The organism is Gammaproteobacteria bacterium (assembly GCA_040183005.1).
In the GTDB taxonomy this organism is placed as follows: Bacteria; Pseudomonadota; Gammaproteobacteria.
The window spans coordinates 241,663-263,227 of the sequence record JAMPIW010000001.1 but is presented as its reverse complement, the minus strand read 5'-3'; the positions used below and the strand labels follow the sequence as shown (position 1 = coordinate 263,227).

Below are 21,565 nucleotides of genomic sequence, written 5' to 3'. Positions count from 1 at the left end.
GCCAGTAGTATTCCGAAGGCCGCAGAACTCACGTTCCGCGGCCTTTTTTTGTTTTTAGGATCGTCGGGGAGAAAAGGCAGTGTCTGTGCCAGCCGCTTTTATCGGTGTCATTCTCATTTGGTCCACCACGCCTTTGGCGATCAAATGGAGTAGTGAGGGTGGCGGGTTTTTGTTTGGGGTGACCGCGCGCATGTTGCTTGGCGCTGCGCTATGTCTGGCGCTCATCCGTGTGCTGCGTGTCGATATGCCTTGGCATAAAAACGCGCGGCGCACCTATTTAGCGGCCGGATTGGGCATCTATGGCGCGATGATCACCGTTTACTGGGGTGCGCAGTATATTCCTTCGGGGTTGATCTCGGTTTTGTACGGATTAACGCCATTGATGACAGGCGTGCTGGCCGCGGTGTTTTTGGGCGAAAGCGGCGTTAAACCAGGCAAGTTTTCAGGCATGGTGGCAGGTGTGGCGGGGCTGGTGGTTATCTTCGGTGTGGGGGTGCGTACTGATGCCTTCGCGGTTTTAGGCATGGCGGCTGTCCTGCTTTCTGTATTTCTGCATGCGGCAAGCGCGGTGTGGATTAAACGTATCGGTGCGGAGATGCCTGCCATGGCGGTAACGGGGGGTGGTCTGTTGGTGGCCGCACCCTTGTATCTGACGACGTGGATACTCGTGGATGGCTCACTGCCACGGGCATTGCCCATCCGCGCGATGTTGTCTATCGGATATTTAGGGACAGTAGGCTCTGTGCTGGGTTTTATACTGTATTACTATGCCCTCAAACACTTGGCGGTGGGACGCATCGCCTTGATAACCTTGATAACGCCGATAACGGCCCTGCTGCTGGGGTCCTTCTTGAATGGCGAGCATGTGGGCATGCAAGTCTGGATGGGTACCGCATTGATTATGGCGGGCCTGGTCTTGCATCAGTGGAGTGACCGGCCATGGAAGTAAGAGCCATGCGTCACGTTTAGTAGTAAAATTGCTATCACGGCATAAGATATTTGGAGAGAAAAACGTGTTGATTGAAGCCAATAAAGTAGTGACGTTTCATTACCGGTTGAGCGAGCCTGGCACAGAGGTTTTTGAAGACTCGCATCAGGGTAGCCCTATGGTTTATTTGCATGGGCATCACGGCATGCTGCCGGGATTGGAGACCGCTCTGGCGGGCAAGCAAGCCGGCGACACGTTTACGGTAACGCTGCCACCAGAACAGGCCTATGGTTTGCGGCGTGAAAATTCGCAACAGAGGGTATCTGTTAAACACGTGGTCAATCCTTCCGGTAGAAAGATTGCCTATAAGCCGGGCATGGTGGTGCAGGTTAATACCAATGATGGCCCACGAGAGGTTGTTGTGGTTAAGGCGGGACTCAAAACGATTGATGTGGACACTAATCACCCTTTGGCGGGCAAGACACTGATCTTTGAAATAGATGTGGTTGATGTACGCGCAGCATCGGCGGAAGAAGTCTCTCATCGTCATGTGCATGGCGATGGTGGCCATCATCATTAAAATGACGGAAATTGCTCCTGCTTATGGCGCTGACAAAGTGAAATAAAACGTCGCGCCCTCTCCTGGCTTGCTTTCCGCCCAGACCCGCCCACCGTGGCGGGTGATGATGCGCTGCACAGTCGCCAGGCCGATGCCTGTTCCGGAAAACGCGTTCACGCCATGTAATCGCTGGAAGGCGACAAAGAGCTTGTCCACATAACGCATATCGAAGCCCGCGCCGTTGTCCCGCACAAAGAAGACTACGCGGCCGGATTCTTCAATCTGGCCGAATTCGATGCGGGGATCAGGGGTCTTCGATGAGTATTTCCAGGCATTGCCAAGCAGGTTTTCGAGGACAATCTGCAGTAGCGAGCGATCGCCTTCGGCAATGATGCCTGGGTGGGTTATGAAGTCCACATGTTGGCCGGGAAAGCTGTTGGACAGCTCTGTGGCAATCTCACTGGCGAGACTGGAAAGATCAACCGGACCCATGTTCACGCTGGCACGGGTGGCGCGCGACAGTTTAATCAAATCGTCGATCAACATTCCCATGCGCTGAGCCGCTGCACGCACTCGCCGCAGATAATCCTGTCCCGTGCCATCGAGACTACTTTCGTAGTCTTCCAGCAAAACCTGGCTGAAACCATCGATGCTGCGCAGAGGTGCACGCAAATCATGAGATACCGAGTAACTGAATGCCTCAAGCTCCTTGATGGCGGCTTCAAGTTGCGCAGTACGTTGTTTCACGCGATGTTCCAGACTCGCGTTCAATATGCGGATTTTCTGTTCGGATGCGGCGCGTTGCGCAAAATTACGTGCCTGCAAGAATGTCGCCAAGAAGAGCATGGCGCTGATGGAAAACCCGCCTATCAGGGTGAATGTGGCCACATTGTCGGTAATGTTTCCAGGTTTGCCAGAGGAGATGATTTTGAGCGTCCAGATGCGGCCTGCTATTTTGATCTGCTCGGTCACTGTATCCTGTTCAACCCAGGATACGTGCGGAGAAGAACTGTAGAGCAGAGATCGGGGGTTGAGTGAATTGCCTTCGTAGACATCGAACACCAAGCCTGGGAAACGATCATGCGCCATAAGTCCGGCAAAGAGTTCGTCCAAGCGGAAACTGGCATATACGAACCCCACAAGCGCCTTGCGTCGCTCATCGAGTGACTGTTTTGGTTCACCGTTCCGGTAGACAGGGGAGAATATGACGAATCCAGGTTGTGAGGATACTCCTGCGTCCCCTATCAGAGTAAGGCGTCTCGTAGAGACAGACGCGCCCGAATCGCGCGCTTGTGTCATGGCTTCACGGCGTAGGGGATCTGCCAGTATGTCCGCACCAAACGATTTCGGTTTGCCGTGCTCAAATGGCTCCAAATAAATTACCGGACAGTACTCGGGCCGGCTACCCGGCGGCGTGACGGTGTACGCCGGAAAACCTTCCGCGCGGACTTCGGTGATATGATTGCGGAGAGCCTCTGCGCGCACCATGCCGCAATATGCGAAGCGGCGTATTCCTGGAAAGCGACGGATGGCATCGATTTGCCTGGTATAAGCGTGAAATTCGTTACGGTCGACGGAGACGCTCGCGGCGAACAGTCCCGTCAATCCATCGAGTATCTGCTGATAGTTGCCTAGTTGGCGATTGATGGTATTCGCCAGCGCATGTGATTCACTGGCAAGTTTTGCGTGTTCTTTCGTTTCGGTAAGTTGTTTGGCATAGTGCCATGCCACAAGAGTCAGCATGATCGAAGTGAGTCCCACCAGGTAGGCGATTATAGAGGGAGAGGTGAAACTTTTTGAGGTCATGTTAGCTACTACAGTAGGCTCCAACCGCCGTTTTTAGGATCATGCAAAACCTGCGTTACACAGAGCAGCGGAAAAATAGTTTAATACGAAAAGAGAGAAACTGTGTGAATTCATTTTTTGCCGTAACCGCGCCTGGACTGGAAGCGTTCACCGCACAGGAGTTGCATCGGTTGAACCTGTTGCCCGACGCCACAAATCCGCCCATGACAGAAGCCGGCGGTGTTGCCTTTCAGGGCGAGCTGGATGCCGTGTACCGCGCCAACCTGCACCTGCGTACCGCCAGCCGGATTTTGGTTCGCTTGGGCGACTTTAACGCCGCCGCCTTTTCCGAGTTGCGTAAAAAGGCCAGCCGTCTGGACTGGGCAAGCTATCTGGTCCCTGGGCAGGCGGTCGCTATCCGCGCCACTTGCCATAAATCGAAGTTGTACCATGCGGATGCGGTGGCCGAGCGTGTGGCTGGGGCCATCGCCGACCAGTTGGGTCAGCCTGTCTCCCGCCAGAAGCCGGGGGACGAGGAGGCGGACAATCCACCGCAATTAATAGTGGTGCGGCTGGTTCACGATCACTGCACTGTGAGCGTGGATTCGTCCGGCGAGTTGCTGCACCGCAGGGGTTACCGCCAGGCAGTCGCCAAGGCCCCATTGCGTGAGACACTGGCCGCTGCCATGTTGCTTGCCTCGGAGTGGGATACCACATCCCCTTTGCTCGACCCGTTTTGCGGCTCGGGCACGCTGCCGATTGAAGCTGCCCTGCTGGCGCTGGGGCTGCCGCCGGGCCGCAACCGCCGTTTCGCTTTTATGGACTGGCCGGGCTTTGACGAAAAACGCTGGGCGACATTGCTGGCCGAATGCCAGCCCCACGCCGGGGTGGCGTTGCCTCCGATTATGGCCTCCGACCGCGATGCGGGCGCGATTCGCATGGCGCAGGAAAACGCCGAGCGCGCCGGAGTGGCGCGGCATATCCAATTCACGTGTCAGGCAGTTTCGGCAATCAGCCCACCTGCCGGAACTGGCTGGGTCGTCACTAACCCGCCATATGGCGTCCGCGTCAGCAGCAATAAGGATTTGCGCAATCTGTATGCCCAGCTTGGCAACGTACTGCGCACCAAGTGTCCCGGCTGGCACACCGCCATTCTATGCAATGACCTGATGCTGCTAGGACAAACGCGCCTTACGCTGGATACCTCGCTTTCGATATTGAATGGAGGCATCAAGGTGCGGTTGGCAAGAGGGGTGGTAACGTAAAACCCCTTGAATTTTTTCCGGCAGCCCACATCTTACTTTGTAAGTGCATTCGTTTGCACTCTTCCGCCCCACCCCTCCCGGGACGGAAGCCCCCTATGCCCGGCGCCCCCAAGCCGGGTATTTTTGGCCCCGGAAGCCCTCCCCAAGGCGCCGGGGCATTATTTTTAACTCCTTTTAAATCAATTACTTGATAATATATTAGGTATGCGGTGCGTTTTTTGCGTGAATTTTTTGAACTCTCTTTGAGATTCGCTTGTCTGAGGTAGGGAGTGCAGTATTTTTGCACCTTTCCGTCCTACCCCTCCCAGGACGGAAATCCCCCTTTGCCCGGCTCCCCCAAGTCGGGCAACTTTTGGGCCTCGGTTTATTCGTGCTTCGTGCGTGGACAAAGCCGGGGCCTATTTTTTTGTGTTCCTCGTTTTGAGCGCGCCAAGCATTTCTGATATTGCCAATAGCTCCTGCTTGGTCAACAGGCGGCTTTTCCCCTTGGGCAGCGTTCCCAGCGTCACCGGGCCGATGGCCACTCGCACCAAACGCAGCACCTCGGCATCCAGCGCCACGAGCATGCGCCGGATCTGGCGGTTTATTCCCTCGTGAAGCACGATTTCCAGCCAGCAATTTTTTTCACCGCTACGCAACAGACTTGCTGCGACGGCGTGTGCCACGGTGCCGTCTTCCAGCGTCACACCCCGTTGCAAGCGCGCGAGGTCGGCCTCTTCCAGGCGCCTGTTAACCTGTACGTGGTAGGTTTTGGGCAAGTGGCTGGCAGGGTTCAAGATGCGCTGCGCCCAAGCGGTGTCATTAGTGAAAAGGATCAGCCCCTCGCTGGCCTTGTCCAGCCTGCCTACCGGAGCGAGCCAGACATCCCCGGCGTCTGGCAGGCATTCATAGACCGTTGCACGATTTCGTTCGTCGCTGGCGGTGGTTACCAGGCCACGTGGTTTGTTCACCGCCAGATAATGTTTTGCGGCTTCTGCCAGCGGCTTTTCATCCACGGCGAGCTTCACCCTTTCCATATTGATGCGCAGGTTCGGGTCCGTAATAACGCGCCCATCGACCCTCACCCTGCCTTCCTCAATCATTCGCGCCGCGACTGTGCGCGAGGCCAGGCCTAGCTTGGAGAGGGCGCGGGCGAGACTGACAAGGCCGGGTTTGCCGGTGAGTGTGCGCCTGATAGTAGGATTGGACATGAATAGATAGTAACAATATAGACCAGCGAGGACGCGCGTCAACTTACGAAACATTCGGGTTAGTAAGGGGTTAAGTGGCAACAAGCCCGAGCGTGGTTTTGCCTTAGGTTCGCTGGATTTGTATTTTACGCCGCAGTTCGGCGACCGGACCAAGATGCTGGCGGAGTTGTTTCTTTGAGGCGCGGTTCAACTCAGGTCGCTCGCTATCCACCGAACTGCCGCATACCTAACCCACACATACAGTGACATGGCGTGCGCGAAGGCACGCCATGTCAAATTTAGGCATTTATCGCAGCAAAGATTCCTTGAGCCGCTCGAAGCACAATTGCATCCCTGTCCCCGCATAGGCAAACATCACCTCAATCCGTTACCGCCCCTTTGCTGGCGCTGGACACCAGCTTGGCGTATTTTGCCAACACGCCGGTGGTGTAACGGGGTTTGGGCAGGAGCCAAGTCGCACGGCGGCGCGCGATCTCTTCGTCGGAGACGTTGAGTTGCAATAGGCGTGCTTCGGCATCAATGGTGATGCTATCGCCTTCCTGCACCAAAGCGATGGTGCCACCCACTGCCGCTTCGGGGGCGACGTGGCCGACGACCATGCCGTAAGTGCCGCCAGAGAAGCGTCCGTCCGTAATGAGGCCGACGCTGTCGCCCAATCCTTCACCGATGATGGCGGAGGTGGGGGAGAGCATTTCGCGCATACCCGGGCCGCCTTTCGGGCCTTCGTAACGGATAACAACCACATCGCCCGCTTTGATTTTTTGATCAAGGATGGCTTGCATGCAGGCTTCTTCGGAGTCATACACGCGTGCCGGGCCGGTGATTTTAGCGTTTTTCACGCCGGTGATTTTTGCCACTGCGCCTTCGGTTGCCAGGTTGCCCTTGAGCACGGCAAGATGCCCTTGTGCGTACACGGGGTTGCTCCAGGGGCGAATCACGTCTTGATCAGCGCGTGGCTCAGCGGGTATGTCTTTCAACACTTCGGCAATGGTCTGGCCGGTGATGGTGAGTGCGTCGCCGTGCAGCAGGCCATGATCGAGCAGCATTTTCATGACTTGCGGTACGCCGCCCGCTTGATGCAGATCTGTCGCCACGTATTTACCGGAAGGCTTCAGGTCGCACAGCACCGGCACACGACCGCGCATTGTTTCAAAGTCATCTATGCTCAATTCCACGCCAGCGGTATGTGCAATCGCCAGGAAGTGCAGCACGGCATTGGTGGAGCCGCCTACGGCCATGATGACGGCGATGGCGTTTTCAATGGATTTGCGGGTGATGATGTCGAGAGGCAGGATTTGTTTTTTGATGGCTTGCACCAGCACTTCGGCGGATTTGGCCGTACTTTCGGCTTTCTCTGCATCTTCCGCCGCCATGGTGGAGGAATACGGCAAACTCATGCCCATCGCTTCAAAGGCCGACGACATAGTGTTGGCGGTAAACATGCCGCCGCACGAACCCGCGCCGGGACAGGCATTGCGTTCAATGCCTGTCAATTCTTCTTCGTCGATTTTATGCGCGGTGAATTGACCTACCGCCTCAAAAGCACTCACCACGGTGAGATCACGCCCACGGTAATGGCCGGGCTTGATAGTGCCTCCGTATACGAAAATCGCGGGGATATTCAATCGGGCGATAGCAATCATTGCGCCAGGCATGTTTTTATCGCAACCACCAATAGCGATGACACCGTCCATGCTCTGACCGTTGCACACGGTTTCGATGGAGTCTGCAATCACTTCGCGAGATACCAGCGAATATTTCATGCCTTCCGTGCCCATCGATATGCCATCGGAAATGGTGATGGTGCCGAATACCTGCGGCATCGCACCCGCCCTCTTCAGCGCCTGCTCTGCGCGCGCCGCGAGGCCACCTATGCCCATATTGCACGGGGTAATGGTGCTGTGGGCATTGGAGATGCCGACGATAGGCTTGTCAAAGTCCCCATTGGTAAAACCCACCGCGCGCAGCATGGCGCGGTTGGGGGAGCGCTGCACGCCCTGGGTCACTACTTTGCTTCGGCGGTTATCGGACATGGCTTTATTCCTTGATGAAGAGAAAAATGCGGGTAGATATTGCTGAGAATTATCGGTGATCTTGGGCCAAGATGAAAGCGTATGCCGCCGATCGCAGGTCAGGCAACCACGTCGCACCAACCTGACCTGCAAAACAAACAAGCATGCTCTGTGTCCTCTGTGTCCTCTGTGCCTCCGTGGCTAAGAACTTACCGCGTCAGACCCATATACAGCATCGGCAGCTTCTCCGGCAGGCGCTGCACGTGATCCACCACCATATAGTTCTTCGCGCCAAAAATGCGTGACACGTATTGATCGGCATGGGGATCGAGGCTCATGCAATAGGTGAGAATGCCATTGCGATTCATCTCTTCCACCGATTTTTTGGCGTCGAAGCGCAGGTATTGCGGGTCGCGCACGTCGACATCGGCGGGCTCGCCATCGGTGATCACCAGCAGCAGTTTTTTGCCGGACGACTGATGCTTCAGGAACTGGCCGGCATGACGGATTGCGGTGCCCATGCGCGTCGAGAGTTGCCCGGTCATGCCCGCGATTCTGGCCCTGGCCTTCTCGTCATAAGGCGCGCCGAAATCCTTGAAGCGGTAGTATTCCACGTCATGGCGACCATTGGATGAGAACCCATGGATGGCAAAGGGATCGCCGATCTTGTTCATGGCATCGGCGAGCAGCACCGTGGCCTCGCGTGACAGCGAGAGCACCGAGCTCTCCGAACCGCGCACCAGCTCGTTGGTGGACTCAGACAGATCCAGCAACACCAGCACCGACAGATCACGCACCTTGCGGATGTTGCGCATCATGATGCGCGGGTCGGGCATCTCGCCCTGACGTATTTCGATCATGGCGCGAATCGCGGCGTTGATGTCGATCTCGTCACCGTCCTCCTGCTTGCGCAGGCGCTGCACACCTTGCGGCTGCATGGCCTCGATCAAGTATTTCAGGCGGCTGATGATGGGCTTGTTCTTCGCCACAATATCATCAACGACCGACAAATCACCAAGCTGGGGACGCTTTTCCAGCAGCGTACACCAACTCGGGCGCTCCAGCTGGATCTGGTAATCCCACTCGTGGTAGTGGTAGGGTGGGGAGACCGGCTCCTTGCCTTCCATTTCATTATAGCTCTTGCCCTCGTCCTCGTAGGGGAACAGCTCCGTGGGCAGCACCCAGATCTCTTCGGCATCATCGCCCGCCGTCTCCACGTCGATCTCGTTGACGAACTCCATCAGGCTGACGTGCTTGCGCACCTGCTTGGCCGCGCCCCAAGTGGCCTCCAGGCTTTTGGCAAAATCAAATTCCTCGAATTCCCAGAAATAGCGGTTGTCGTCGCGGTACGGCGCACGCAACACATCGGCGCGAGGATTAAAGGCGAGGCGCATTTGCGCAAAATCATGCGCCAAGGTGACGCCGATGTCCCAGGAGATCCTGTTGGCGTCTAGCGGCGTCCCGCCTCCCGCCACACTCGCAGCTCCCTGTGCAGCGTCGGCGAGGTTTTCCTGTGCTTCACGGAACAGGTCGCGGCCCTTTTGAATCCACGCATGATCGTCGTGGTAATCAGGATCGAGCAGCGCCCGCGCCAAGCGATTGAGAAAATCACCTACGCTTGCCTGCTGGTCAGGGGTAGCAACATGAAGTGCGGCCCACAGCTGGCGCAAGCCGGGGAAGGCGTTGATTGCGAGCTGCTCGACCCGCGCGTCCTCGATGACAGAGATCACCGCCATTTGCAGCGGGTTCAGATTTTCCGCAGAGATGGGCGTGCGCGAGTAGACGATATGCGCAGCGGCATGCGCCGCAGTGGCGCGGTAGAGCTCCAGGCCTGGGATGCCCTCGAAATCATCGTAGGCGTCCGGCAGATGAATGAAATAGTTCTCGATGAAGGGCTGGTAACCCTCGCGGTTTTCGAAATCGCCGCTGGTGGGGCGCATAAAGAAATCCCGCCCCCACAAGGCACGCAGATAGATGTTGATGCGCCGCTGCACATCCACAAATAGTGTACCTTTGCGCTCTTTTTGCAGCACCGCCAGCGCTTCTTTGCTTTCCAACCCGAAGTACCGGACCTGCTCGGGATAGTCGGTGCGGTGCGCCTGCGCACCCCACAATGCCCAGCGCCGCAGACCACCCAGGGTAAGCTGGCCGAACAGTACGTCCAGCTTGTCCAGCATTGGGCGCAGCCCGCGCGGTGCCTGTGCGATCAGATGATTGAGCAATTGCAGATAACCACGGAACAACTGCTCGTCGCCCAGGCGCTTGGCTGCAATAGGCGCAGTGGCGAAAATCATCTCGATCACCGCACCACTGGTCTTGGACGCCATCATCATGGCAGTTTGCACCAGATCAAGCACGGCATCCTCGCCGATTTCCCGCGCCACCTCCGGCGCCTCCTGGAGATAGGTGATAACCAGTTCGATGCCGCGCCCAAGGTTTTTCAGGCCTTTTGCGCCTTGCAGGTAATCTTCCAGCCCCCTGGGGCTGAACACCTTGGTCGCCTCCTGCCACGAAGAACGCAACACGTCCGTGGCGTGCTCGCCCAGTTCGTCGAGGATATCCTGATAGTCGTCGAGATTAATGGCCATGTTTATTAAGGGTCCAGAGGTCAGGGATCAGTCGCAGGTCGAAACCGTCGGCTCCGCCTGCGGCTTGAGCCAACCTACATATCTCCAGCAGTCGGGGATCGGGGCGCGGCATTTACCCGCCCCCTGATCCTTAAAAAAACGTCGTTACCGCCGAGTCCAGCGCATCGCGCATATCGGGGTCGTCGGTGATCGGACGCACCAAGGTCACAAGACAGGCGGACTTGGCATCCACGCCCTTGGCGATGAGCGAGCCTGCGTATACCAGCATCCGGGTGGAGATACCTTCATCCAGGCCGTGCCCCTTGAGGTTGCGGGCGCGCTCGGCAATGCTCACCAGCTTGCCTGCGACATCACTGTTGACGCCGGTTTCATGCGCTACGATCTCGGTTTCGACATCATGCGACGGATAGTTGAAATCCAGCGCGCCGAAACGCTGCTTGGTGGATTGCTTCAGATCCTTCATCAAGCTCTGATAGCCCGGATTATAGGAAATGACCAACTGGAAATCGGGATGGGCCTTCACCAATTCGCCCTTCTTTTCCAGCGGCAGTATACGGCGCGCATCGGTGAGCGGGTGGATCACCACCGTGGTGTCCTGGCGCGCCTCAACAACTTCATCAAGGTAGCAGATCGCACCATAACGGGCGGCAATGGCGAGCGGCCCGTCCTGCCAGCGCGTGCCGCTGGCGTCGAGCAGGAAGCGCCCCACCAGATCGGAGGCCGTCATGTCTTCATTGCAAGCGACAGTGATCAGCGGCTTGCCAAGTTTCCACGCTATGAATTCGACAAAGCGGGTCTTACCGCAGCCAGTTGGGCCTTTCAGCATCATCGGCATGCGCACGGAATAGGCAGCCTCGTAGAGCTCGATTTCATCCGCAACCGGGTGATAATAGGGCTTTTCGGTTATCAGGTACTGCTTGATTACGTCGTTCATGGTTCACTTACTCCAGAATGTTTAACCGCCAAGGCGCCAAGAATTTTGCACTTTGAATCTTGGGCGGCGCTCTTGACGCCTTGGCGGTTAACCCAAATGTTTCATAAATTCGCGTGATGATCGCGCAGAATTTTGTTTTGCAGGGAAATTTTGCGAAGGAGCGGCGTAGTGATTCATACGTCCGACTGAGCAAAATTTTTCTGCGGAACAAAAGACTAGCGAGGGCGCGCGTAATTTATGAAACATTCGGGTTAACCTCATTTCCAAAAAAAACCCCCGCCACCTTGCGGCAACGAGGGTTCTTTTATATGCAGGGGCGGGTTCACCGCCCTCGCAGATTTAAACCGTCTTACCGCGGTAGACAACCATGGCAGCACCCTGGGACTGGGCAAAATTGTCATACCCAATCAGGCGGATGTGGTTATCGGGGTTGGCCCGACGGCAAGCTTCGACTTCGGCCAGAATCTTGCTGACATCGGTCTCACCAAACATCGGCAGCTTCCACATATACCAGTAATCGTCCATCAGGTGTTCTGGCTCGACGTGCTCAACGGCCGGGTTCCAGCCCTTCTTGACGAGGTATTCCACCTGCTTGCGGATGTCATCCTGCGTCATCGCGGGCAGGTAGGAGAAGGTCTCGAACTTGCGGCTGGCGGGATCACTCAAACGCGATTTGTAATCTTGCATTTCGCTCATTTTTTCAATTCCTCTGTGTGTGGTAGGGTGCGTTACGCACCCTACATTGCTTCAGGTTTATTTGTGTGCCACATCCAGCTTGTCGACGGTGTCGAACTCGAACTTGATCTCTTTCCATGTTTCCATGGCGATCTTAAGTTCGGGGCTGCTCTGAGCGGCCTTGGCCAGGATTTCCTTACCAGCCTTCTCGATCTCAACACCTTCGTTACGTGCCTTCACGCAGGCTTCCAGTGCTACGCGGTTTGCTGCTGCGCCCGCCGCGTTGCCCCAAGGATGGCCCAAGGTGCCGCCGCCGAACTGCAGCACGGAGTCATCGCCAAAGATGCTAACCAGCGCAGGCATGTGCCAGACGTGGATACCGCCCGAAGCCACGGCGAACACGCCGGGCATGGAGCCCCAGTCCTGATCGAAGAAAATGCCGCGCGAACGGTCTTCAGGAATGAAAGACTCACGCAGAAGGTCAATCCAGCCCAGGGTCGCTTCGCGGTCGCCTTCAAGCTTACCAACCACGGTGCCGGTGTGCAGATGGTCACCGCCGGACAGGCGCAGGATCTTGGCCAACACGCGGAAGTGAATACCGTGGTGCGGGTTACGATCAAGCACGGCGTGCATGGCGCGATGGATGTGCAGCAACATGCCGTTGTCACGGCACCAGTTGGCCAGACCCGTGTTGGCGCAGAAACCGCCAGTGATGTAGTCGTGCATGATGATAGGCGCGCCGATGTCTTTGGCGTGCTCGGCACGCTTGTACATCTCTTCTGGAGTCGGGGCCGTTACGTTCAGGTAGTGGCCTTTACGCTCGCCAGTCTCACGCTCTGCCTTGATGGTAGCTTCTTGCACGAAGTCAAAACGCTGCCTCCAGCGCATGAACGGCTGGCTGTTGATGTTCTCGTCGTCTTTGGTGAAATCCAGACCACCGCGCAGACATTCGTACACAGCGCGGCCGTAGTTCTTGGCGGACAGGCCGAGCTTGGGTTTGATGGTGCAACCCAGCAAAGGACGGCCATACTTGTTCATGATGTCGCGCTCTACCTGGATACCCATGGGCGGGCCGCCGCAGGTCTTGACGTAGGCAATGGGGAAGCGCACGTCTTCCAAACGCAACGCACGCACGGCCTTGAAGCCGAACACGTTACCCACCAGCGAGGTGAATACGTTGACCACGGAGCCTTCTTCGAAGAGGTCGATGGGGTAGGCGATAAAGGCGTAATAGCAGGTATCGTCGCCAGGCACGTCTTCGATGCGGTAAGCGCGGCCCTTGTAGTAATCCATGTCGGTCAGCAAGTCGGTCCATACCGTGGTCCAGGTGCCGGTAGAAGATTCAGCAGCCACGGCAGCGGCAGCCTCTTCACGATCCACGCCAGGCTGCGGGGTGATCTTGAAACAGGCCAGGATATCGGTGTCCAGGGGGGTGTATTCCGGCATCCAGTACGTTTGACGGTACTCTTTAACGCCGGCGCTGTATTTCTTTGCAACTGCCATAGGTGACTCCTTCTGAGGGATGAAAAATACTTTAGTTTATTCAGTTAAAGGGCCGCACGCAAACTATCCAGAGCGGGGCCGGTAAGGTATCTCTGGCAAGCCGGGATATCAACACTACCTTAGTGGGCATTACTATGCCTACTTTTAATCATAAATAATATTCAGTATTTTTTATTATCAGCATAAGATATTCTTATCTATATGTTGAGGCACGACATTATTATGATGAAGAATATCACGCTTCGCCAGCTCAGGGTATTCGAGGCCGTCGCGCGCCATTCCAGCTATACGCGCGCCGCCGGGGATCTGCATTTGACGCAACCGGCGGTCTCTATGCAAATCAAGCAACTGGAAGACAATGTCGGCTTGCCGCTGTTTGAACAGATCGGCAAGCGTATTTTTCTGACCGAGGCGGGACGCGAGCTTCATCACTACAGCCGCCTTATCACGCAGCAACTGGCCGAGGCCGAGGCGGTGCTGTCGGAACTCAAAGGAGTAACACGCGGCCGGCTCAACATCTCGGTGGTCAGCACTGCCAAACACTTTGCCCCTTATCTGCTTTCCATTTTCAGCAAGCGTTTTGACGGGGCGACAGTCAGCCTGAATGTCACCAACCGCGAGACGCTGCTGCGCCAGCTTGCATCCAACGAGCGGGACATGATGATCATGGGCATGCCCCCCAAGCAGGACGATATCATCGCCGAGCCGTTTATGGAAAACCCGCTGGTGGTGATCGCGCCCTACAATCACCCTCTGCGCCAAGAGCGCAACATCCCGCTGGAACGGCTGCAACACGAGACCTTCCTGATGCGCGAGCAAGGTTCCGGCACACGTATCGCCATGGAGCGGTTCTTTGCGGAACACAACATCCACCTGATCGGCGGCATGGAAATGGACAGTAGCGAGGCCATCAAGCAGGGGGTACAGGCCGGGCTGGGGCTGGGGATCGTTTCGATTCATACTATCAATCTGGAGATAGAGGTCAAACGCCTTGCCATTCTCGATGTCGCCTCGCTCCCCATCATCCGCCAGTGGTACCTGGTCCACCCGCGCGACAAACGCCTCTCCCCGGTCGCCCAGGCGTTCAAGGAGTTTATTCTGAACGAGGCCAAGGGGTTGCTGGAGGGCATACGTGGCGGGGGAATTCCGGCGCAGGTGTCGAGCAGTAGCAAACAGACCAAAGGCGCGAAGTAACCGCCGTAGCGGCAGCATATCAAGGCTGAGCCGGAGGTAAGTCCTTCTTCCTGCGCATTACCTCGGTATCGGAGACCAGCACCAACAGGTGATGGCCACGACGGATGATCTTGGCCAAGTCCTCCATGACCTCGTCAAGCCGCTCCGGGGGCACGACCATCAGAAACAGGATATTGCTGTCGATGTCCATCAACCCGTGCTGAATACCGGAAGCCCCAGCGCCGCGGGCATCCACCACTGTATACCCGCTCACCGAATGACGCTTCGATAGCTCGATAAATTGCGTCTCAAGCTCCGCCGTCGCAATGATACGGACCAATTTTTCTGCTACTAATTTCACCATACTCACACCTCCGGGTACCATACTGTTAGCGGGCAAGCCATTGAGCCAATTCATAATACAGTGGAATCCCGAAAATGACATTAAACGGGAAAGTCACCCCCAGCGACAATGTCAGATAAAAGGACGGATTGGCCTCGGGGATTGCCAATCTCATGGCGGGCGGCACCGCAATGTAGGAGGCGCTCGCAGCCAGCACGGCAACGAGAGTGACGCCGCCCACGCTGAACCCCAGAATGGCGTGCCCCACCAGCAGGCCAATGGCCCCGCCGATCAACGGCATGATTATCCCAAAACCTACCAGAAACATACCTACCTTACGGAACTCGCCGATGCGTTTTGCCGCTTCCATACCCATTTCCAGCAGAAACAGCGACAGCACGCCCATGAATATCTGATCATAAAACGGCATGATCTTTTGCAGGCTGGGTGGCGTGGCGACCACCCCCACCACGATTGCACCGAGAAGGAGGATCACGCTACCGTTGGTAAAGGCATCCCGGAGAAGCTCACTCATCACCGAGTGACCACCGCCATTACCCTGCACCTCATTTGGCTGCACCTCCGTACCCGTGCGCGAAAACTTGGCCAGCAACAGACCAATGATAATCGCCGGGGACTCCATGATGGCAAGCATGATGATCGGGTAGGTTTCATGGGCGACGTTCTGCACTTCCAGGAATGCCAGGGCGGTCAGAAACGTACCCGCGCTGACCGAGCCGTAATGGGCGGCGATCGCCGATGAATTCAGGGGGTCGATGCGCCCCAGCCAACGCAGGATGGCGTAGGCCAGCAACGGCAGCAAAAACCCCAAGGCAAGCGCGGCAACCACGGCATCGACCGCCGCGCCGAAATCCGCCTTGCCCAGCTCAATACCACCATGCAGCCCAATACCCAGCAACAAGTAAATGGACAACGCCTTGGCCAGCTCTGCGGGAAATTTAAGGTCGGAACGGACCACCTGCGCGAGAAATCCGAGCGCAAAAAATAACACTGCTGGAATGAGAAGATTGGAAAGCATCGTACACCTGCCTAGTTTTAATACGTTAGCGAAAGCGTCACGCTAATGATGCACGGAAATAATGATAAATAAAAATAAGATTTAAATTACTTTTTCATAGATTTATATCTATCATTCTGGAGGCGGCCGTTGGGCGGGGTATGCGGTTTTCGGGGTGCAGGGCAAGGCGCGACGACGCGGAAAGGTTATTCCATATAAAGGGATTGCAACACTGCCACGCGCACTGAAAATCACGCAATTCACCCTGTAGCGGCCCCACCAGAAAGGTGAGCCTGCAAAACATCTTGCGAACGGCTTAAAGAAGCGGTCAACCGCCGTTTTTAGGATTGCATAAATCCGCAAACGAGAATAAAACCGGAATCGTACTGGCCTGCTCCAACTCTTTATCGGGCCTGAACGCCAAGCACATCGTGCCGCGCACCTCCATGTAAAACTTCGGATTGTCCATGAAGAACTGAATCACCTCATCAGTCAGACAGCCTCGTATGTCCGCGTCATTCTTGGTGTAAACACGGTAGATCTGGGAGAATTCCGGATGCTCATCAACGGCCACTTCCCGATAGCCGACCAGATAGCGTTCAAGGTAGTGCGCCGGCGCCACGATGAAATCCGGCATCGCCTTCTCCAACGGACCGACGATGATCAGCGTGTGGCGATGCTCCGAGTAATAGTCCGGCGCGCGGGTATGGCTATAGTCAAATAATTTGACCTGGCGGCCTTTGTACAGGCCGCTCATGACATTGCGTTTTTGCTTGTTGTCGCCGCGCCGAAAGTAGACGAAATCTTGCGCATTCAAGGTGGTTTCAATGCCCGGCGAAAACGCTAGGCCATAGTGCCCGGCGATCTCGCTCATCTGCTGTTGACGCTCTGACAACGTCTCTTCTTGCCGCATAAGTTGGACATCGGGCATGCGCGCGGACAGGGAGTGCTGCGAGAACGGATAATAATTCTCTATCCCCTGGATAGTGCATGACCTCCCTTCGCGCAGACATTCTTCGCGGAAATGGTGCAAGTATTCCATTGCGGTGTGGTCAATAATCTTGCCCGACTCGGTGACCAACAGCGCCACGTCGGCATGCCTGGGGAGCAGCGTGAGCACCTTGTCCAGGTGCAGCAGGTTAAAGCAGACCACCGACGAGAGCGATACTTCACAGGTTTCCTTGCCTACCTGCTCAATGGTCTTTACCTTGATCACGGGACTTTTCAGCAGCCCGGACAGATGAGCCCGTAAAAACTCAAACGAACGCCCAAAGGTAAAATGCCCCCGGAGCACGTACCTGAAGGAAGGCATCAACAGGTAGAGCAACAACAGGAACTCCGCCAGCACCCCGAGCAATATCCCCATCAGGAGATCCGTCACGAGAATGGCCGTTATCGTGCCCACAAAAATGACAAACTGATCTTTGCCTATACCATAAGTTTTGCTAAACACACCCGGCTGACACAAGCGCCATCCAACGTAGATGATGATCGCTGCCAGGGTGGCCAGAGGAATACGGTTAATCAAGCCTGTGCCCAGCAGGGTAAACACCAGCAAAAATACCGCGTTGTAGGCATTAGCCCACAAGGTGCGCCCACCGGCGTCAATGTTCGCCCGGCTTTTTACTCCACCGGGAATAATAGTCAGCCCACCCGCCAGGCTGGACAGCATATTGGAGACGCCCATCGCGCGCAGCGTGACATTGGGGTTCGATTTTCTTTGGAACGGGTCGATTTTGTCCACCGCCGCAATGGTGGCAAGCGACTCGATGCCATCAATAAGGGTTAGCGTAATCACAATAACGATGACGCTCCACCACAGCTCCTGCCTCTCCCAGACACCGCCGAAATTCGGCAAGGTGACGCCATTGAGGATTTGGTCTGGCACCTTGATCAATTGATTTGGCTCGAACTGAAACAGATAGCCAAGGGCAATACCAACGCCCGCCACCAGCACCGGCGCGGGCAGCCGCTTAAGCCAACGGCTTTTGCTGCGGTTGAAGAAAAACATCAAAAACAGACATATCCCGCCGAGCAGGAACACCTTCACATCAAGACGCAGAAAATAACCGGGCAGATTGGCCATCGCCGCCAGGATGCTTTTGGTCGGCGCGGCCTTGACACCGATCAGCAAGGGAAGTTGCTTGATGATAATCATCACCCCGATTGCCGCGAGCATCCCTTCTACTACCGTGGCGGGCAGAAAAATGGCATACTTGCCCGCTTTCAGTGCGCTCAGGATAACCTGCAACATACCCGTCAGGCATATGGCGACCAGCAACAGCGGGTAACCCGCCGCCAGATCGCCACTGCCCAGCGTGAGCATACCCGCCAATAATGCAGGGGCCAAACCCGCCGCTGGCCCGCTGATCGTCACATACGCGCCACCCAGCAACGGGAAGATCAAGCCTGCGATAATCGCGGAAATAAGCCCGGCGACGGGCGGGGCGCCCGACGCAATCGCAATGGCCAAGGAAAGAGGCAGCGAAACCATGGCCACTTGCAAGCCGGCAAGCATGTCATAGCGCCAGTGGCGCAAGCCTTTTATGCCGTTTTGTGGCTGGACGGTTGGTTCGTTCGCGGCCTCACTCATCTCCGTTCACTCTAATGTATGTCATGCACAGCACGCGGCTCTAATTATGTACCGTTGAGAATACCTTCAAAGGATAGATAAATATAATTATATTTTTATGATTGTCTTAATAGGATTTTGTCTATCATATAATAATTACGCAGGTATTTTCTCAGGAGCCAAACTTAAATGAGACACGCCACTTTCCGCCAGCTCAAGGTTTTCGAGACCATCGCGCGCCACCTCAGCTTTACCCGTGCAGCAGAAGAGCTTTTTCTGACGCAGCCGACCGTTTCCATGCAGATCAAACAGCTCACCGACATCGTGGGCTTGCCCTTGTTTGAGCAGATCGGCAAGCGCATCCACCTTACCGATGCGGGACGCGAACTCTACACCACTTGCCAGGAAATTTTCGGCAGCCTCGAACGCTTCGAGATGACGATAGCCGACCACAAGGGGTTAAAGAAAGGCCGATTGCGCCTTGCCGTCATCACCACGGCAAAATATTTTGCGCCACGCGTGCTCGGTCCTTTCTGTCAGCGTTACCCAGGCGTTGATATTTCTCTCAAGGTCACCAACCGCGAGCGTGTTCTGGAGCGTTTGAGCGAAAACATGGATGATCTCTACATCTTGGGCCAACCACCGGAAAATCTCGGAACAAACTTCCAGCCCTTCATGGAAAATCCGCTGGTGGTGGTGGCACGTGCCGACCACCCCCTGGCAAAAAGGAAAAACATTCCCTTGCAACGCATTGCCGAGGAGCCGTTTATCATGCGTGAGCCCGGCTCGGGCATACGTCAGGCAACGCAAAAACTTTTCGAGGAAAACGGCATATCGCTGAGGGTACGGATGGAGATGGGCAGCAACGAGGCCATCAAGCAGGGCATCGCGGGCGGGCTTGGGATAGCGGCACTGTCGGTACACACCCTGGCACTGGACTGGATCTCCGGGGAGTTCGCCATCCTCGACGTGGAGGGATTCCCCATCCTGCGCCATTGGTACATTGCTTATCCTGGCGATAAAAAGCTGTCCGTCGTTGCGCAGGCATTCCATGATTACCTGCTTAACGAGGGAAGGCAGGTCGCCGAGGCGCCCTTCAATGATCCCCGGATCGTTTGGCCGGAGAAGATACTAAAGGCAATTAGAGCGCCATTACCGAAGGCTTGAGCCAAGTGCCGTCCACGAAAGACACGAAAGGCACGAAAAAATAAGGATGATCGTTGGCGCTGGAATGCGCCTGGATTTACCAGTCAAATTCGGTTGCCATCCGAAAGTAACAATCAAATGGATTGTGCTATGAAGCTTTTTCGTGCCTTTCGTGTCTTTCGTGGACGGTGCGCAACGCTCAGTCCGGCCATACCCGCTCGGGGTGGAGATTTTGTCTCGCATCATCCCGGACCGGGACAGGCGGCTGACCGCTCTGAGGTTTGGCCTGTGGTTCCGCAGCTGGAGTCGAGGCAGGCGCCATGGCAGGTTCCTGTGTTTTTTTTGCTTGGCGCACGCCGGCGGCCAGCTTGGTTTCCAGTTTTTTCATAGCTCCAATATCTCCTCAATGATGGCGTCAATTTCTGCGGCAGCGGGTTTGCCGCGACTTGCAAGATCATACACACTCACCCCTTCCAGCGCCGCGCTGCGATAGATGGCGCGGCGCTGCACGGCGTTGTTCAGCGCCGGTATGTCAAATTCAGCGAGAGCCTGCCGCATGGAGCGCGACAACGCATTGCGCACCTCAAGTTGATTGAGGATCAAATTCGCCTGCAAATTGCGATTGTCCTGCCTTGCGTTTTCAACCGCCTTGGCCATGCGCACACTCGCCCATAAATCCATGGGTGATGGCAACACCGGGATCAGCACCCTGTCCGCCGCCACCATCGCCAGCCGCACGGCATCGCTCTCCAGTGTCGGCGGGCAATCCACCACGATATATTGATAATCCTGCCGGAAACGCCCGATTTCCCGGCTCAAACTACCCGCTACTGCTATCACTGTGGCAGGATAGGCACGCTCATCCGGGGCCAGACGCGCCCACTGGCTGGCCGACCCCTGCGGATCGGCGTCCACTACTAGCGTACGGCCTCGGCGCGCCAGGCCGGCCGCCAGATTCATGGTGAGCGTGGTCTTGCCCGTGCCGCCCTTCTGATTCGCTATCGCAAACACCTGCGTGGGCATATGCAAGCCTTACGCCGTGCCTGAGTTTTCGCAGAAGCCATCAATCTCGTGCGCAAATGCGATATCGGCGGGACTGATGGCCTTTCCGTCGCGCGCATCAATGGTTATATTGACATAGGTGGTGCCGAAACTACTGCTTGGGTAATAGCCCTCGCGCTCGGACAACGCGGCCAGCCGATCCAGAAAGCGGCGAGTCTCGGCATAGGAAGGAAAAGCCAGGCGGCGGCTAAGCGAGGCAGGCTTGTCGCGCTGCTCCCATCCTGCTGAAAGTGGATTTTGAGCGTGTTCGTCGTGCATGGCGTTACACCTGTTTCATCAATGACTGTTGCAGTTTATCAATATGCCGGAGATGTGCAATTTCTTCTTCCAGTATACCTGCAAACAGATCATGATTTTCAAAATCACGGGCGCGCTCGCAATAACCTGCCGCTTCCTCGTACAAACGCACCGCCTCAAGTTCGATGGCGCGATTGATATCGAATATCTCCGGCAGCGTTCTGCCTAATCTGACGGGGATGAGCTGGGTGGCGTTGGCGGTGGCGCCGTAAATCAGCATGCGCTCCATGAGACGCTCGGCATGGGCCAGCTCCTCGTCCACATCGCGGCGGAATTGCTCACTGAGATCAGCCATGCCCCACAATGCGGCAAGCCTGGACTGCATCAGATATTGTTGCACCGCCGCCATTTCATGGTTTAGCGCACGATTAAGAAAACCTATCAGGCGCGGGTTTGGCATCATGGAATCAGCCTCTTTGCGCTATCGATGTCATGCCAAAAACAGCCGCCATGATCCGGCACGCTGCCGTGCGCCCACACTGGCGGCACGCATTGCGTTATGCCTTCTCATGGCG

At 56.1% G+C, this 21,565-nt stretch carries 19 protein-coding genes; 5 read left to right on the top strand and 14 right to left on the bottom strand.

What is annotated here, in order from left to right; translation table 11 throughout:
• The first annotated feature begins 79 nt into the window (after positions 1-79).
• Both M3A44_01260 and M3A44_01255 read left to right on the top strand, forming a co-directional pair.
• Entirely contained in the window at positions 80-949 is an 870-nt protein-coding gene (locus tag M3A44_01260) for a DMT family transporter (GenBank protein ID MEQ6340298.1), read from the top strand.
• Positions 950-1,013: 64 nt separating this feature from the next.
• The gene (locus M3A44_01255; protein ID MEQ6340297.1) at positions 1,014-1,508 is read left to right on the top strand and encodes a peptidylprolyl isomerase; all 495 of its coding nucleotides are present in this window, start codon (positions 1,014-1,016) and stop codon (positions 1,506-1,508) included.
• A gap of 21 nt (positions 1,509-1,529) precedes the next feature.
• Here M3A44_01255 and M3A44_01250 read toward each other — a convergent pair whose 3' ends face one another.
• On the bottom strand, positions 1,530-3,293 hold the full coding sequence (locus M3A44_01250) for a CHASE domain-containing protein (GenBank protein MEQ6340296.1): 1,764 nt from the start codon (positions 3,291-3,293) through the stop codon (positions 1,530-1,532).
• Positions 3,294-3,397: 104 nt separating this feature from the next.
• Between M3A44_01250 and M3A44_01245 the strand changes: the two genes are divergently transcribed.
• Complete coding sequence (locus tag M3A44_01245) at positions 3,398-4,537, top strand: class I SAM-dependent RNA methyltransferase (GenBank protein ID MEQ6340295.1); 1,140 nt, start codon at positions 3,398-3,400, stop codon at positions 4,535-4,537.
• A gap of 398 nt (positions 4,538-4,935) precedes the next feature.
• Here the strand turns inward: M3A44_01245 and M3A44_01240 are convergent, their stop codons facing one another.
• The 6 genes from M3A44_01240 to M3A44_01215 form a co-directional block, all read right to left on the bottom strand.
• Positions 4,936-5,727: an rRNA pseudouridine synthase gene (locus M3A44_01240; protein MEQ6340294.1), complete on the bottom strand. Its 792-nt coding sequence runs from the start codon at positions 5,725-5,727 to the stop codon at positions 4,936-4,938.
• 359 nt (positions 5,728-6,086) lie between these two features.
• Complete coding sequence (gene ilvD, locus M3A44_01235; GenBank protein MEQ6340293.1) at positions 6,087-7,760, bottom strand: dihydroxy-acid dehydratase; 1,674 nt, start codon at positions 7,758-7,760, stop codon at positions 6,087-6,089.
• Between the two features lie 188 nt (positions 7,761-7,948).
• On the bottom strand, positions 7,949-10,327 hold the full coding sequence (locus tag M3A44_01230) for a VWA domain-containing protein (protein ID MEQ6340292.1): 2,379 nt from the start codon (positions 10,325-10,327) through the stop codon (positions 7,949-7,951).
• A gap of 130 nt (positions 10,328-10,457) precedes the next feature.
• Complete coding sequence (locus tag M3A44_01225; protein MEQ6340291.1) at positions 10,458-11,261, bottom strand: CbbQ/NirQ/NorQ C-terminal domain-containing protein; 804 nt, start codon at positions 11,259-11,261, stop codon at positions 10,458-10,460.
• A gap of 339 nt (positions 11,262-11,600) precedes the next feature.
• Positions 11,601-11,957 (bottom strand): ribulose bisphosphate carboxylase small subunit, encoded by a 357-nt coding sequence (locus M3A44_01220; GenBank protein ID MEQ6340290.1) that lies wholly within the window; start codon positions 11,955-11,957, stop codon positions 11,601-11,603.
• Positions 11,958-12,014: 57 nt separating this feature from the next.
• Complete coding sequence (locus M3A44_01215) at positions 12,015-13,439, bottom strand: form I ribulose bisphosphate carboxylase large subunit (protein ID MEQ6340289.1); 1,425 nt, start codon at positions 13,437-13,439, stop codon at positions 12,015-12,017.
• A gap of 225 nt (positions 13,440-13,664) precedes the next feature.
• On the opposite strand from M3A44_01215, the gene M3A44_01210 reads away from it, so the two are divergent.
• Positions 13,665-14,633, top strand: a complete 969-nt coding sequence (locus M3A44_01210) for a LysR family transcriptional regulator (protein MEQ6340288.1) — start codon at positions 13,665-13,667, stop codon at positions 14,631-14,633.
• A 19-nt stretch (positions 14,634-14,652) separates the two neighbouring features.
• Here the strand turns inward: M3A44_01210 and M3A44_01205 are convergent, their stop codons facing one another.
• From M3A44_01205 to M3A44_01195, 3 genes are all read right to left on the bottom strand, one after another.
• Positions 14,653-14,976 (bottom strand): transcriptional regulator, encoded by a 324-nt coding sequence (locus M3A44_01205; protein MEQ6340287.1) that lies wholly within the window; start codon positions 14,974-14,976, stop codon positions 14,653-14,655.
• A gap of 25 nt (positions 14,977-15,001) precedes the next feature.
• Positions 15,002-15,994 (bottom strand): sodium-dependent bicarbonate transport family permease, encoded by a 993-nt coding sequence (locus M3A44_01200; GenBank protein ID MEQ6340286.1) that lies wholly within the window; start codon positions 15,992-15,994, stop codon positions 15,002-15,004.
• A gap of 307 nt (positions 15,995-16,301) precedes the next feature.
• Positions 16,302-18,566, bottom strand: coding sequence for a SulP family inorganic anion transporter (locus M3A44_01195; protein MEQ6340285.1), 2,265 nt, complete (start codon positions 18,564-18,566; stop codon positions 16,302-16,304).
• 168 nt (positions 18,567-18,734) lie between these two features.
• On the opposite strand from M3A44_01195, the gene M3A44_01190 reads away from it, so the two are divergent.
• A complete protein-coding gene (locus M3A44_01190; GenBank protein MEQ6340284.1) occupies positions 18,735-19,712 on the top strand; it encodes a LysR substrate-binding domain-containing protein in 978 nt (325 codons plus the stop codon).
• 178 nt (positions 19,713-19,890) lie between these two features.
• Here the strand turns inward: M3A44_01190 and M3A44_01185 are convergent, their stop codons facing one another.
• Genes M3A44_01185 through M3A44_01170 form a run of 4 tightly spaced genes read right to left on the bottom strand, consistent with a single transcriptional unit; the run spans position 19,891 to position 21,450 of the window.
• On the bottom strand, positions 19,891-20,079 hold the full coding sequence (locus tag M3A44_01185) for a histone H1 protein (protein MEQ6340283.1): 189 nt from the start codon (positions 20,077-20,079) through the stop codon (positions 19,891-19,893).
• Positions 20,076-20,714 (bottom strand): AAA family ATPase, encoded by a 639-nt coding sequence (locus tag M3A44_01180; protein ID MEQ6340282.1) that lies wholly within the window; start codon positions 20,712-20,714, stop codon positions 20,076-20,078. Before M3A44_01180 ends, M3A44_01185 begins: the two co-directional genes overlap by 4 nt.
• Positions 20,715-20,723: 9 nt before the next feature.
• Positions 20,724-21,011, bottom strand: coding sequence for a 4a-hydroxytetrahydrobiopterin dehydratase (locus M3A44_01175; protein MEQ6340281.1), 288 nt, complete (start codon positions 21,009-21,011; stop codon positions 20,724-20,726).
• A 4-nt stretch (positions 21,012-21,015) separates the two neighbouring features.
• Positions 21,016-21,450, bottom strand: a complete 435-nt coding sequence (locus M3A44_01170; protein ID MEQ6340280.1) for a bacterioferritin — start codon at positions 21,448-21,450, stop codon at positions 21,016-21,018.
• Positions 21,451-21,565 lie beyond the last annotated feature (115 nt).